General features: G+C 31.0%; 14 protein-coding genes. 4 read left to right on the forward strand and 10 right to left on the reverse strand.

What is annotated here, in order from left to right:
* Window positions 1-138: 138 nt before the first annotated feature.
* Genes EII29_RS03175 through EII29_RS03185 form a run of 3 tightly spaced genes read left to right on the forward strand, consistent with a single transcriptional unit; the run spans window position 139 to window position 3,120 of the window.
* A complete protein-coding gene (locus tag EII29_RS03175) occupies window positions 139-1,881 on the forward strand; it encodes an ABC transporter ATP-binding protein (protein ID WP_125236097.1) in 1,743 nt (580 codons plus the stop codon).
* A gap of 27 nt (window positions 1,882-1,908) precedes the next feature.
* Complete coding sequence (locus EII29_RS03180; RefSeq protein WP_125236098.1) at window positions 1,909-2,433, forward strand: nitroreductase; 525 nt, start codon at window positions 1,909-1,911, stop codon at window positions 2,431-2,433.
* Window positions 2,434-2,448: 15 nt separating this feature from the next.
* Window positions 2,449-3,120 (forward strand): YoaK family protein, encoded by a 672-nt coding sequence (locus tag EII29_RS03185; RefSeq protein WP_125236099.1) that lies wholly within the window; start codon window positions 2,449-2,451, stop codon window positions 3,118-3,120.
* A gap of 670 nt (window positions 3,121-3,790) precedes the next feature.
* On the opposite strand, the gene EII29_RS03190 is transcribed toward EII29_RS03185, so the two are convergent.
* The 6 genes from EII29_RS03190 to EII29_RS03215 all read right to left on the reverse strand — a co-directional run bounded on the left by EII29_RS03190 (window position 3,791) and on the right by EII29_RS03215 (window position 9,307).
* Window positions 3,791-4,804: an ATP-binding cassette domain-containing protein gene (locus tag EII29_RS03190; protein ID WP_125236100.1), complete on the reverse strand. Its 1,014-nt coding sequence runs from the start codon at window positions 4,802-4,804 to the stop codon at window positions 3,791-3,793.
* Window positions 4,794-5,495, reverse strand: a complete 702-nt coding sequence (locus tag EII29_RS03195; RefSeq protein ID WP_125236101.1) for a GTP-binding protein — start codon at window positions 5,493-5,495, stop codon at window positions 4,794-4,796. Before EII29_RS03195 ends, EII29_RS03190 begins: the two co-directional genes overlap by 11 nt.
* Before the next feature lie 48 nt (window positions 5,496-5,543).
* Window positions 5,544-6,770: an ABC transporter substrate-binding protein gene (locus EII29_RS03200; protein ID WP_125236102.1), complete on the reverse strand. Its 1,227-nt coding sequence runs from the start codon at window positions 6,768-6,770 to the stop codon at window positions 5,544-5,546.
* Window positions 6,771-6,899: 129 nt separating this feature from the next.
* Window positions 6,900-7,355, reverse strand: a complete 456-nt coding sequence (locus EII29_RS03205) for a hypothetical protein (RefSeq protein WP_125236103.1) — start codon at window positions 7,353-7,355, stop codon at window positions 6,900-6,902.
* Window positions 7,336-8,664: a HAMP domain-containing sensor histidine kinase gene (locus EII29_RS03210; protein WP_125236104.1), complete on the reverse strand. Its 1,329-nt coding sequence runs from the start codon at window positions 8,662-8,664 to the stop codon at window positions 7,336-7,338. Before EII29_RS03210 ends, EII29_RS03205 begins: the two co-directional genes overlap by 20 nt.
* A complete protein-coding gene (locus EII29_RS03215) occupies window positions 8,642-9,307 on the reverse strand; it encodes a response regulator transcription factor (RefSeq protein WP_125236105.1) in 666 nt (221 codons plus the stop codon). Before EII29_RS03215 ends, EII29_RS03210 begins: the two co-directional genes overlap by 23 nt.
* Before the next feature lie 202 nt (window positions 9,308-9,509).
* Between EII29_RS03215 and EII29_RS03220 the strand changes: the two genes are divergently transcribed.
* Window positions 9,510-10,217, forward strand: a complete 708-nt coding sequence (locus EII29_RS03220; protein WP_125236106.1) for a glycosyltransferase family 2 protein — start codon at window positions 9,510-9,512, stop codon at window positions 10,215-10,217.
* 248 nt (window positions 10,218-10,465) lie between these two features.
* Here the strand turns inward: EII29_RS03220 and EII29_RS03225 are convergent, their stop codons facing one another.
* From EII29_RS03225 to EII29_RS03240, 4 genes are all read right to left on the reverse strand, one after another.
* Window positions 10,466-11,425: a transketolase family protein gene (locus tag EII29_RS03225; RefSeq protein ID WP_125236107.1), complete on the reverse strand. Its 960-nt coding sequence runs from the start codon at window positions 11,423-11,425 to the stop codon at window positions 10,466-10,468.
* A 1-nt stretch (window position 11,426) separates the two neighbouring features.
* Window positions 11,427-12,242: a transketolase gene (locus tag EII29_RS03230; RefSeq protein WP_125236138.1), complete on the reverse strand. Its 816-nt coding sequence runs from the start codon at window positions 12,240-12,242 to the stop codon at window positions 11,427-11,429.
* 65 nt (window positions 12,243-12,307) lie between these two features.
* Window positions 12,308-13,663, reverse strand: coding sequence for a PTS ascorbate transporter subunit IIC (locus EII29_RS03235; protein WP_125236108.1), 1,356 nt, complete (start codon window positions 13,661-13,663; stop codon window positions 12,308-12,310).
* 29 nt (window positions 13,664-13,692) lie between these two features.
* Entirely contained in the window at window positions 13,693-13,962 is a 270-nt protein-coding gene (locus tag EII29_RS03240) for a PTS sugar transporter subunit IIB (RefSeq protein WP_125236109.1), read from the reverse strand.
* Between the last annotated feature and the right edge of the window lie 8 nt (window positions 13,963-13,970).

Consider the following 13,970-nt stretch of genomic DNA (forward strand, 5'->3'; position numbering starts at 1 on the left):
TCTGGAAGCTTGACAGGATATGGTAAATATTTCCGATTGCAGAACTATTCAAAGGAATCTGACTACAATATTTTTAAAAAATGTCTATGAAAATAATATTTTCCTTAAAATAAAAATTACAAAAGGAGTCTATATAAAATGAATGAAAAACAGAAATGGAAAAAGTTTTTTTCTTACTATAAACCTTATAAAAAAATATTTTTTGCAGATATGTTTTTTGCATTTACAGGAGCTCTTATAACTCTTATACTTCCTCTTATTATAAGATATATAACAACCAGTGTCATATACAGAGAACCTCAAAGTGCATTAAAAACTATTTCTTTTCTTGTTATTACTATGCTCGGACTTATAGCTATAGAAGGATACTGTAATTTTTTCATAGCTTATTATGGTCATATTATGGGAGCTAAAATGGAATTTGACCTGAGAAATGAAATTTTTCAGCATTATCAGAAACTTTCATTCAGTTTTTTTAATAATCAGAAAACCGGTCAGCTTATGTCTCGTGTAACAAATGATTTATTTGATATAAGCGAGCTTTTTCATCACGGTCCCGAAGATATACTTATTTCAGCAATAAAAATACTGGGTTCGTTTATTATCTTATTTCTTATAAATTCTAAGCTTGCTTTCATAACATTTACAATAACTCCTGTCATAATTTTGTATGCAGGCTATCTGAATAGAAAAATGAAAAAAGCTTTTGTCAAAAATAGAAGAAGAATTGCAGATATAAATGCTCAAATTGAAGACAATCTTTCAGGTATACGAGTCGTGAAATCATTTGCTAATGAACATATTGAGATAGAAAAATTCAATGAAGGAAATCATAAATTTGTACAAAGTAAAAAAGACAGCTACAGATATATGGGGCTTTATCATTCAGGGCTTTCAGCACTTATTACCTTAATAAGTGTGGTAGTTGTAGCTGTGGGTTCTTTCTTTATTACGGAAAAAATGATGAGTATTCCTGATCTGATAACTTTCCTTCTTTACATTAACAACTTTACAGATCCTATTAAAAAACTGATTAACTTCACAGAGCAATTTCAAAACGGGGCTTCAGGATACGAAAGATTTATTGAAATACTTTCTGTCGTTCCTGACATTGAAGATAAATCTGATGCTTTGGAATTGAATAATATAAAAGGTAATATTTCCTTTAATTCAGTAACTTTCAATTATGCCGAAGCAAATGAAAAAGTTTTGTCGAATATCAATTTTGATGTAAAATCAGGAGAATATATTGCTCTTGTAGGTTCTTCAGGAGTTGGAAAATCCACACTTTGTAGCCTTATACCAAGGTTTTATGATGTTTCCGGTGGAAGTATAACTATTGACGGAGTAGATATAAGAAACATAAAAATTAAAAATTTGAGAAACAATATAGGTGTTGTGCAGCAGGATATCTATCTGTTTACAGGAAATGTAGCAGACAACATCCGTTACGGAAGACCTGATGCAACAGATGAAGAAATTGTTGAAGCGGCAAAAAAAGCAAATGCCCACGATTTCATTATGGAACTTCCTGACGGCTATAATACCGATATAGGACAGAGGGGAGTAAAATTATCCGGGGGACAGAAGCAGCGTATTTCCATTGCAAGAGTTTTTCTTAAAAACCCACCTATACTTATTTTTGATGAGGCTACAAGTGCTCTTGATAATGAAAGTGAAAAAATAGTTCAAGCATCCCTTGAAAAACTTGCAGAAAACCGAACAACTTTTGTCATTGCCCACAGGCTTTCCACTATAAGAAATTCTGAAAGAATACTTGTCCTAACCGAAAACGGTATCTCGGAAAGCGGTTCTCATGAAGAACTTCTGGAACAAGACGGAATTTATGCAAAACTTTATAATATGCAATTTAATAAATAATTATTAATTAATTTGGAGGTGTTACATATGAATGAAACATTAAAAATTTTAAAGGAAAGAAGAAGCATAAAAAAGTACAAAGACATTAAAATTGAAAAGGAACTTCTTGATGAAATACTTGAAGCCGGTAAATTTGCTGCAAATGGAAAAGGAGCTCAGTCAGGATGTATGATTGTTACCCAAAATTTCGATTTAGTGAAAAAACTTGAAAAATTGAATGCTCAAATCCTTGGAAATCCCGAGGCAAAACCTTTTTACGGTGCTCCTACAGTAATTGTAGTTTTTGCTGATAGCACAAGACGCACTTACATAGAAGACGGAAGTCTTATTCTGGGCAATCTTATGAATGCCGCTTATTCTCTTGGAGTAGATTCCTGCTGGATTCATAGGGCAAGGGAAGTTTTTGAAACTGAAGAAGGACAAAAGCTTACTTCTGAATGGGGGTTACCCAAAGAACATAAAGGAATCGGATTTTGTATTTTAGGATATCGGGATTGTGAATATCCTAATCCCAAACCGAGAAAAAAAGACTTTGTAAAAGTTATAATATAAAGGAGCAGACAGGGGATGAAGTTATACTTTAAAAGAAAAAAGCAGACTTCCGATACTTTCAGGCTGGGACTTCTTCTCAGCATGGTAGGAGGTTTTACCGATGCCTATACTTTTGTTACAAGAGGAAAAGTACTTGCAAACGCTCAAACGGGAAATATAGTTTTTTTAGGATTGAGATTGGTCGAAAAAAAATGGGAGAAAGCTTTTTTCTATTTTCTCCCTATACTTGCTTATATTTTGGGTATTATTGTTGCAGAATATATAAGAAACGAATTTAAAAATTCAAAAATCCATTGGCGACAGATTATTATTATTATAGAAATTATAGTTTTATTTATATGCGGATTTGTTCCTATAGGAAATTTAAATGTTTTTGTCAATATTTCCATTTCTTTTATGTGTTCCCTTCAAGTTCAGGCATTTAGAAAAACCAATGGAAATATTTCAGCTACTACAATGTGTACAGGAAATTTAAGAAGCGGTACTGAAAATCTCTTTTATTTTATAATGAAAAAAGATAAAAATTCCGGAAAAAATTCTCTTATTTATTTCGGACTTATATTTTTCTTTATTATTGGAGCAATTACAGGTTCATTTTTTTCAGAATGGATATTTGAAAAAGCTATTTTAGTTGCATGTGTTATACTTCTACTTGTATTTATTATAATGTTCAGGGAAAAAATATAAGTTATATTTTTCTCCGTGAAGGTTTATAATTACTTTTACACTTCATCTATCAATTGAAAGTTTTTTTAACGAAAAATACAGGAATAAATATTAATCCGAACAGAACAAATGTGTGATTTTTTATCACATTTTTTCAAAAATACAAAAATATATGAGGACCTGAACCGGTCCTCATAAAATTTTATCTTCCATTTATTTTTTCTGATTTCAACTCTACTTTCTCCAAAATATTCAAATTTATGTTTTTTATAAAATAGATCTGCGGGTTGACTTACAATAAGGCCATATAAAACTGTCTTCATAAGTAATTTCATTAAAATATTTATCAATTTCACCCATGAGCATGTCTCTTATGCCTTGGCTCGAATATCCGGAATCCAATCATTTACTATAAAAGTTATCTCTCTATCCTCTACAACCCTTCCAAAGCTGATTAAAATTTTTGTCATAAACTGATATAACGAATAAAAAATTTTAAAGAGCTGTCTTGCTTCCATCCAATTTTTTTATCCTTATTCCTGAGCGGAGTCTTAAATTTATATAATCTTCTACACTCTATTAAAATTTATATTTTTTCATATTTTTTATTTTCTGTAACAGAAAATCAAGTTTTTATATTATTATTTCCCATTTTTCAATAATAATATATTTTTATTAATTTTTTACTTAATTATTCTTCTTTCAATATCTCCCCTTTTCTTAAATCTCCTCTCATTTTCTGAATAATATTATCCATTTCTTCAAGTTTTTTAAGGATTTTCTTTTCTTCTTGACTTGTTTTTATTATTTTTGAAATTCCCCCGTTTTTTATTATAATTCTTTTATCCGCTATTAATGCCAATGTAGGATCATGAGTAGCCATTAATACTATTTTATCTGAAGATACAAGTAAATCAAGGGCTTTTTTTCTGTCAATTCCGGCATTTTCTATTTCATCAATAAGAACTATGGGAGATGAACTTAAAATTGCAGTATCGGCTATCATTAGAGCCCTTGATTGTCCTCCGCTCAAAGCAGTGACTGGAGTACCGAGATTAAACTGTTCTCCTGCCAGCCTATTGGCTTCTTCTATAATTCTGTCAGTTATTTTTTCTATATTATCAACCATTCTACTTTTCGCATGAAGTTCTAGAAATTCTTTTACTGATAAATCCATTACAAAATTCATATTTTGGGATAACTGAGCTACAAGTTTGTTATTTGAGGAATATCTCCATTTTTTATCGGGTAATTCGTTATTTATAAGTATTTCTCTCTGTGTAGGAGTATCCTTTTGGGCCGTCCATTCAATATCAGCAAGAAGTCTTGATTTTCCTGACCCCGTAGGACCTACTATAGAAATTATTTCAGATTTATGAATATCAAGCCTGTCAAATCCTTCAGAATTTCCCGATTTATCCTTTCCTGCGATAATTGTGAGTATCTCAATACCTTTATCTTCTTCCATTCCGAGAAAAAGTTTCATCTGTTCTATATATTCTATAAGACTTTCTTTAAGCTTTTCAATATCAAGAGCAGCATCTTCTATTTCTTCTTCAGTAAATTCTTCTAAAAATTGACTGAATGTTTTATTTTCATGCCCATTTATATTTATAGCATTTTCAGAAAAAAAGTTTTCTGAAAAAGGATATTTTTCAAGAAGTTCACTGATTTTCAGCTCATTAACTATTTTTCTATTCATCACTACTCCCTAAATTCATTTTTCTTACATTTCCCATCTGATATTTTTCTCCTATTCTTGTTTCTCCAAGGCAATATGAGCATAAAGCTGAAGGCATAGGAAATCTGAGTTTTTTTCCTTGTACAGTTTCTATTTCCTTTTCTTTTTCATAAAGGAGAGTGCTTAATTCGTATGCTCCCTGTCCTGTAAGTCCATTCACATGCATTGTTACGGCTGTGGGATTTACAGAATTTACTCTTGAAGCAAATACTTCTCTTTCAGCTTGAGAAACTATATCTCCTTTTGTAATAATTACGATATCCGCAGATTTAAGCATCGGTCCTATTTTTTTAGGAGTATTTATTCCTGATAAATTATCAATTACACATATTCCTTTTATATCTTTTATATAAGGCGAACATCTGTTGCAAAGTCCTGCCGACTCTGTAATCAGTATAGAAAGCCCCAAACTTCTTCCCCACTGAACTACTTCTTCTATATTTGACACAAAAAAATGATCCGGACATAGTGCCCCTGAAAGACCTTTTTTCACAGGAATCCCCGCTTTTTCATATAATATATCGTCATCTGTATACAGACAATCAAATTTTACGACTCCTACAGACATTCCCTGCTGCTTTAGAGCATCTATCGTTTTTAAAATAACACTTGTCTTTCCTGATGATGGCGGTCCTGAAACTACTACTAAATTCATCCTTTTCTCCTCTGCTTCTTAATTTACAGTATTTTTATAATAATATTTCTATAATTTCATAATGGCTTCGTTAAATTCATTTTCACATTGTCTGACAAGTCCTCCAACATCGTTTCCATGTATAAAATCCCAACCTATCCATTTAAATTTCTGGTCTTCAGTCAAGTGATTGTCCACATTGGGATTTGTTGATGGAAATTTTCCGTTTGCAGAAAACAAAGTTCCTATTTTCTCTGACATAAAAAAATCTATAAACGGTTTAACCTTATCTTTTTTTGATTTTTTTGCTATCATAAATATAGGACTTAGTAATGCTCCGTCTTTTGGCCACACAGCTTCAAGATCAGTAGCCCCCATAAGCATTTGAGTAAAAAAATAAGGAATTATACTGATTGCCGGAGCATCTCCGTTTTTCCCTTTCGCCTTTACCATTTGTGCAGGATGAAGATTTTTTTTGTATGATCTTGCAAGTTTATGTATTCCTTCAGAACCGTGTTCCTTATATATATTAATAATTAAAGCGTTGAATAAATCCAAATCATTCATAGGCAATGCTACCGAGTCTTCAAACTCTTCACTTAATATATCTTCCCATGTTTCAGGGAATTTTCTGTCTCCCAATACCGTTTTATTTACTAAAAATACAGCAGGAACTACTCCCATTATTGCATACTGCTTTTTAGGATCACGCAAATCTATTTTATCATTACAAAAATCCTTATTCATTTCATCCAAATATGTTTCAAATATACCTTTTTCCATGTATTGCCCCATAAGTTCCTTATCAAAAAACAGCTCAAATCCTGCTGACAAAAGTATATCCGATACTTTATCGGGATTTCCCGTCTTTACTTTATCCACTACCCAGTCCAATCCCAAATTCGCTGATTGGAGCTCATAGGTTATTTTATAATCCGCTTCGGCATTTCTTTCATTTACCCAGTTTTTAATTCCTTCCATAAGAGGTATTCTTATAGGACAGGGCAACACTCCTTCAATAAGGATATCTCCTGTTGTATTTTCTTTTCTTCCTTCTAATGAAATATCGGTATCACTGTCTTTTTCAAGAAATGCTGCAAGTTTTTCCTCAAACAGTTCAGGATTTATTTTTTTTACTTTAAGTGCCATTTCAAGATTTATATTTTTAGCCATTGATTCAAACATTTGTTTGTTTTTTAGCTGCTCAAAACCGTTTGCTATAAGAAAATTAAGTGTTTCAGGATATTTTTCCACAATTTGATACAATGTATCTTTTAAACTGAAAAATTTATTCATAAAGTTTCATCTCCCTTTTATTTCAGAAATTCTGTATTAATTTTTTATTTTAATTATTTTGTATATTAAATTATATCATATCCACAAAAAAAATATGTAACTTACGTTACATATTTTAAATTATATTTTTTAATTTTTCTTTACTTCCAGTTTCAAAGCACCCAATCCCGTTATAATCACAAAAATTATTACCATTAATAAAAAAATCGAGAGCATAACAACCTTTATTCCTCCTAAAAAAATTATAACTAATATCATCCATAAAATTTTTATAAGTCCTAATGAAGTAGTATAGTCAATTTCAAAAGCTATTAATAATATTGCCAGTAAAGCTATCCCGAAAGATATTCCGAAAGCTGTATAATTTAATTTGACATCCATTTCAAATATTTCTTCCGTTATATTTATCTGTTTTTTCTGACTTTTCATTATAAAATTCTGATATATCTGAAATGTATGTTTTCCATTTTGTAAATCCCATTCTATCTCTTTATTCAAAGGTATTATTTTTGTTTCATTATCTATTTTTAATCTTAACTGTGTATATAGGCTCTTCGAAATTTTGTTATTTAAAATTATTTTCATATTTTTCATTCTCTTCCTTTTCAATTATCATATCCAATCCGTCTTTTCTGTTTACAGCATAAATTTTGCCGTCATTCAGTAAAATTATTTTCCTGATTATGGAAAGCCCAAGGCCCACTCCTGAAGTTTTTTCTTCTTTTTTATAATATCTCTCAAATATTTTTTCAGTTTCACTTTCAAAAATACCTGCACCATAATCCCTAACTATGATTTTTTTCTTTTTATTTCTATTTTCTGCTATCAATTCTATCTTTTTTTTACCTGAATATTTTATCCCGTTATCTATGAGACCTCTTACAGCTTCTGAAAGAAGATACCCGTCTCCCGTTATTATAATATCCTCATCCGCTTTAACTATTATATTTTGCTCTTTATCCAATACCTCATAGTCTCTTTTTATTTTCTCCAGAAATTTCTTTACATTTATTTCTTCTTTTTTCAGTTTCACCTTTTCCAAATTGGAACTTAAAAAAATATTGTTTATTATTTTTTCGATGTTTTTTATTTCCATATCAATATTTTCCAATGATTCGGTAAAAAGTTCTCTGTCATTTTCAGCCCATTTCAATATATCAAGATATCCTTTCATTACTGCAAGAGGGGTTTTCAGTTCGTGAGACACATCTGAAGCAAACTTTTTCTGACTCTTTATTAATTCTTCCTTTTTTGAAAATGTATCGTTAATGACATCTATCAACTCACCTATTTCATCATCTCTTGTTTTTTCAAGTTTCATTTTTATATTTCTGTTATTCAGTTCCTTACTTTGCCTTATAACTTCAGAAACAGGAGTAAGTATATTTTTAGCTACCAAACTTGAAATGACATATTCGGAAATAACTAAAAGTATGAATATAACAGTCATTATATAAAAAAATTTAGAAAACTCTCCAAAAGCAAAATTTCTTGTAAAATAGTATTCTCTTCCTTTTTTCCCCTTATAAATTTTGTTATATATGAGTTTTCTGCTCCTTATCTGTAATTTATCCGTTTTAAAATTATTCATTTCCTCTTCATCAAAATTTTCAGTCAAATAAATAATTTTATTATTTTCCCTTACTGCGACAGACATATATTCTTTGTCAGCATAATTATATTTTACATAATCTTTTTTTATTTCATTAAGATTATCATTTTCCATTTTTTCAAGAATACCATACACAATCTGATCCAACTCTTTAATTTCAGACTTCACTTCAATATGTATGAAAAAAAGAAACATACTTACGATAATAATAAAAGAAGCAATTATTATCCTCACTGTATTTGCAAAAATTATTTTATCTTTAATCTTCTGTATTTTCTTCATATTTTAATATATATCCTATTCCTCTCACTGTTTTTATTATATTTTTTTCTAATTTCTGCCTTATTTTCTTCATTGTACTGTCAAGAAGATTATCGCTGGCATTCCAGCCCCACACTTTTTCCACAATTTTATCTCTCGATACTATTTCTTCTTTATTTTCAACTAAAATTTTTAACAGCTCATATTCCGTCTTACTGAAAATAACAGGATTTCCATTTATGATAACTGAATAATTTTCGGTATTCAGTTTTATATTTCTGTAAATAAGTTCCATAATTCTCTTTTTTCTTATATTTATATCTATCCTCGCATTAAGTTCAGGCATATCAAAAGGTTTTGTAACATAATCAGATGCTCCCGACCTAAGAAGTTCCACTTTTTCTTCAGTGGAATTTCTTGCCGATAGAACTATAACAGGAACCTCAGAAATTTTCCGTATATTTTTACATACTTTATTCCCTTCCATTCCCGGAAGCCCTAAATCCAATATTACAAGGTCGTAATATTCCCTATTTTTATTAATATTGTTTAATGCATCAATTCCGTTTGTTTCAATACTGACTTCATGATTTTCATGCTCAAGTTGGATTTTTAATATTCTCACAATTTTTTCATCATCTTCTACAACTAAAATTTTCCCCATATCTCTAGAATCTCCATATTTTATTAATTTTATTCATTAAATATTTTTATTCAGTTTAAATTCATTTAAAAAACTTTTGTTTTTGTTAGAATTAATTATATATGACAAAAATATTATATATTAATTCCTTAAAAATGAAAAGAAAAAATCAAAAAATTCAGATAGTTTCTTTGTAAAATTATCTGAGAAAGGAGATTCCATTATGGAAATTTCATTTATCATACCTGTTTACAATGAAGAGAAAAACATCCCTCTTTTATTGAAAAAACTTGAAGAAACTGTGGAAAACAAATATGTAGATTATGAATTTATTTTTATAAATGACGGAAGTACAGATTTATCAGGAGAAATTTTACACAGTCTTTCTTTAAATAAAAGTTACGTTAAAATTATTTCTCTCGAAAAAAATTCAGGGCAGTCCAAAGCACTTTATAAAGGCTTTAATCTTGCAAAAGGAGAAATTATAGTATCCTTAGACGGTGATTTACAGGCAGACCCTACAGATATAATCCTTTTATTGCCTTACTTGGAAAAATATGATATGGTCAACGGTGCAAGATCCCGAAGAAAAAACAAAAATTCCGACAAGTTATTTTCAGTTTTAGGAAATCATTTAAGAAATATCATTGTAGGTGATGACATTCAAGATGTGGCAAGTTCTATGAAAATTTTTAAGAAAAAAGTACTGAAGTGTTTTTATCCTTATACAGGTATGTACAGAATACTTCCCGTTCTTGCACAAATAAGCGGATTTTCCGTTGCTGAAATTCCCGTTCCTTATTATGACAGAATTTTCGGAAAATCAAATTATACTTTTTATGATCGTTTTTTTACAAGTCTGAAAAATATTTTTATTGTAAAACGGATAAAAAAGAAAAAAAGAAATTATAATGTTAACTGTTTTGTGTAATCTTAACTAAATACAAACTTAAAAATTATAATAGCTTTTTCAATTTTTTAATTTTAAATTTTTGATCAAAATATTAAAAAAATATCATTTAACAAAATTATAATCATAATTATAATCATATAATAGGATATAAAGTTTGATCAAAATATTTATATCCTCTAATAGATAAAAAAGTATCAGCTTAATTATATAAGTTATAACTAAACTGATACTTTTTTAATTTTTCTTTGCATTTTAAGCTATTCTTCTTACTTCAATAATTCTAAAGCAGCACTATAAATATGTTCCGAAGTCAACTCATATTCTTCCATAAGAAAATCCAATGTTCCTACTTGTCCGTATCTTTCCTTTATTCCTATTCTTTTCAATCGTGCATTTCCTTTTTCAGCCATCACTTCAGCAACTGCACTTCCCAATCCATTATGAATACTGTGATTTTCACATGTGATAATTTTCCCTGTCTTATCTGCATATTTAATTATTAGTTCCTTATCTATAGGATTTAAAGTAAACATATCTATCACTGCTACACTTTTTCCTTCTTTTTCAAGTTTCTTTGCCGCTTCCAATGCCTGACATACCATTATTCCGTTGGCAATAAGAGTAATATCATTTCCGTCTTTTAAGACATTTCCTTTTCCTATTTCAAAAATCGAACCTTTCTCATAAACAGTCGCTGCATTTTTCCTCATTGTCCTAATCCAGTAAAATCCGTCTTTCAAAGCTATCTGTTCAAGAACATTTTCAAACATTACTCCATCTGTCATTTCCATTACGACAGTATTTGCAAGTCCTCTCATTATTCCCATATCTTCAAAGGACATATGAGTTCCTCCATTATGTACAGCTGTTACTCCCGCATCAGAGGCAATCACTTTTATATTATTTTTCTGATATGCCGCCGACATGAAAAGCTGATCAAAACATCTTCTACTTGCAAATGCTGTGAATGTATGTACAAAAGGATATTTCCCCGCAATAGACATTCCCCCTGCCACTCCTATCATATTTGCTTCCATTATTCCACAGTTTATTACTTTATCAGGCTTTTCCTTTTGAACGGCATCCATTGTCATAGAACTCATAAGATCCGCTTCAAGCGCTACTATTCTGTTGTCTTTTTCCATTAATCGGGAAAGTACGGTAGAATATACTTTTCTCATTTCAATATCATCCTTTTTGAAATCTCCGTTGTACACCTTAATCATTTTATTCTCGCCCTCTTTCCAGCTTTTCCACTTCTTTTTCCATTTCTTTTTTCAAATCGTCATTTAATCTCATATGATGTGAATTTTTCATTTTCTCAATATATTCCACTCCTTGACCTTTTATTGTATCGAGAATTATAAATAAAGGTTTTTCATTTTCTGTCCGTGGAGATTTCACGGCGTCATATATTCCTTTAATATCATCCCCTTTTATTGTAACAGTATCAAATCCGAAAGCTTTCATCTTTTCTTCAAAGGAAAACGGATTTATTATTTCTTCCAAAGCTCCATCCAACTGCTGCTTATTATAATCGAGAAATATAGTCATATTATTTAAATTATGGTGAGCTATAAACTGGAAGGCTTCCCAGCACTGCCCTTCGTTCATTTCTCCATCTCCGATGATTGAAAACACCCTATTGGGCTTTTTATCCAAATGAAGTGCCATAGCTATACCGGTAGCAATGGATATACCTTGTCCGAGTGAACCTGTAGTTACATCTATTCCTTTTGTTTTAAGTCTGTCAGGATGGCTCGGAAGATTTGTACCGTTCTGATTTAAAGTATAAATTTCCTCAAGAGGAAAAAATCCTTTTAATGCCAGAGTCGAATATAGTGCAGGACCTGCATGCCCTTTTGACAGAACGAAATAATCCCTTTTCTCCCAACACGGATTTTCAGGATTTATATTCATAACTCCACCATAAAGTACGGCAAGAACTTCGACTACCGATAAGCTTCCTCCGTAATGTCCAAATCCTAAATGATTTAGGGATTTTAATGTGTTTATTCTAATTTCTCTAGCCAGTTTCTTCATTTCTTCCAATTTTTCTTCATAATTACTGTTACTCACTTTAATTAGCTCCTTTCAGCTTATATAAATTAATTTTCTTTTTTCTTTTTTGAAGGTATAAAGCCGAACACTACTAAAATAGCTGTTATTCCTATTATTACACCTGACACTGCCATAGGTGATACATATTTCGCCATATTTCCCAATACTATCCCTACAGTTACAAAGTCGGCATCTGAAAATGTAGTATTTGCAAATCCTAAATTTCCCAATACAGGAAGTAATATTACAGGTAAAAATGTCAGCAGAAGCCCATTTGCAAAGGCTCCTAAAGCAGCTCCTCTTCTACCTCCCGTAGCATTTCCGAATACTCCCGCTGTAGCTCCACAGAAAAAGTGAGGTACTACTCCCGGCAAAATAAGAGTCCATTTCAGCATACCAAGCATAAATAATCCTACTATCCCTCCTAAAAAACTACATAAAAATCCTATTAATACTGCATTAGGTGCATAAGGGAAAACTATCGGGCAATCCAGTGCAGGCTTTGCATTAGGTACAAGTTTCTCCGAAAACCCTACAAAGGCGGGAACTATTTCAGCTAAAACAAGTCTGACTCCTGATAGTATTATATACACTCCTGCTGCAAAAGTTATTGCTTGAATTACTGCAAATACTATATAGTTATCTCCTCCGCTCAGATTGGTCTCTACAAATTCCTTCCCTGCTACTAATGCCAATATTAAATAAATTATCATCATAGTCAGAGAAATAGAAATTGAGCTGTCTCTTAAAAAGCTTAGGTTTTTAGGTAATTTCATTTCTTCAGTGGATTTTGATCCTTTTCCTGTGAGAGAACCTACCATTCCTGACAGTACATATCCTATCGTACTGAAATGTCCGAATCCTACATCATCACTTCCTGTAATTTTTCTCATGTAAGGCTGTGCAAGAGCAGGAAATATAGCCATTACAAGTCCCAATGTCAATGAACCTATAATTATAAGTAACGGTCCGTTAAATCCTCCAACTTTTAATATTATCCCTATCATACAAGCCATATACAATGTATGGTGACCTGTCAGGAAGATATACTTCAGTCTTGTAAATCTTGCTATAAATATATTCCAAAACATACCGAGTGCCATTATTAACGCAGTTACCGTTCCATATTCTTTCAATGCCAATGACACTATCGCTTCATTGTTAGGTACAATACCCTGTACGTGAAATCCCTGTTCAAACATACTCCCCATAGGTGCAAGAGAGCCTACTACCAATCCTGCTCCTCCTCCCAATACAAGAAATCCGAGTATTGTCTTAACCGTTCCTTTGACTATGTCCGTTATAGGTTTTTTTTGAACGATTAATCCTATCATAGCTATCATTCCTACTAAAATTGAAGGTACTTTTAAAATATCTACTATAAAAGTCAGTAAAGTTTTCATATTTTCCTCCTAAATTATTATTTTAATTCTTATTTTTTAAAATAGTTTGTCAATTTTTCCTCAAGCTCAGACATACTTATAATACTGTCCAGAACTATAAGTTTCTCAGATGAAATACTTGCACTTTCAGCAATATCCTTTCCCATTACAAATACATCAGCAGCCCCCGGAACTGCTGAAGCCAGATCTGAATGTTCCACTTCGGCTTCCACTCCAATTTTCTTTAAAACTTTCTTTATGTTCATTTCTACCATAAAACTGCTTCCCAGTCCTGAACCGCAAACTGCCATAATTTTCATAAAATTTC

It is taken from the genome of Leptotrichia sp. OH3620_COT-345 (assembly GCF_003932895.1).
In the GTDB taxonomy this organism is placed as follows: Bacteria; Fusobacteriota; Fusobacteriia; order Fusobacteriales; family Leptotrichiaceae; genus Pseudoleptotrichia.

Coding starts and splice junctions, on each gene's coding strand:
- EII29_RS03215 (WP_125236105.1), bottom strand. CDS start 9,307: ATGGGGAAAATTTTAGTTGTAGAAGATGATGAAAAAATTGTGAGAATA.
- EII29_RS03185 (WP_125236099.1), top strand. CDS start 2,449: ATGAAGTTATACTTTAAAAGAAAAAAGCAGACTTCCGATACTTTCAGG.
- EII29_RS03230 (WP_125236138.1), bottom strand. CDS start 12,242: ATGAAGAAACTGGCTAGAGAAATTAGAATAAACACATTAAAATCCCTA.
- EII29_RS03195 (WP_125236101.1), bottom strand. CDS start 5,495: ATGAATTTAGTAGTAGTTTCAGGACCGCCATCATCAGGAAAGACAAGT.
- EII29_RS03200 (WP_125236102.1), bottom strand. CDS start 6,770: ATGAATAAATTTTTCAGTTTAAAAGATACATTGTATCAAATTGTGGAA.
- EII29_RS03235 (WP_125236108.1), bottom strand. CDS start 13,663: ATGAAAACTTTACTGACTTTTATAGTAGATATTTTAAAAGTACCTTCA.
- EII29_RS03210 (WP_125236104.1), bottom strand. CDS start 8,664: ATGAAGAAAATACAGAAGATTAAAGATAAAATAATTTTTGCAAATACA.
- EII29_RS03175 (WP_125236097.1), top strand. CDS start 139: ATGAATGAAAAACAGAAATGGAAAAAGTTTTTTTCTTACTATAAACCT.
- EII29_RS03205 (WP_125236103.1), bottom strand. CDS start 7,355: ATGAAAATAATTTTAAATAACAAAATTTCGAAGAGCCTATATACACAG.
- EII29_RS03240 (WP_125236109.1), bottom strand. CDS start 13,962: ATGAAAATTATGGCAGTTTGCGGTTCAGGACTGGGAAGCAGTTTTATG.
- EII29_RS03180 (WP_125236098.1), top strand. CDS start 1,909: ATGAATGAAACATTAAAAATTTTAAAGGAAAGAAGAAGCATAAAAAAG.
- EII29_RS03225 (WP_125236107.1), bottom strand. CDS start 11,425: ATGATTAAGGTGTACAACGGAGATTTCAAAAAGGATGATATTGAAATG.
- EII29_RS03220 (WP_125236106.1), top strand. CDS start 9,510: ATGGAAATTTCATTTATCATACCTGTTTACAATGAAGAGAAAAACATC.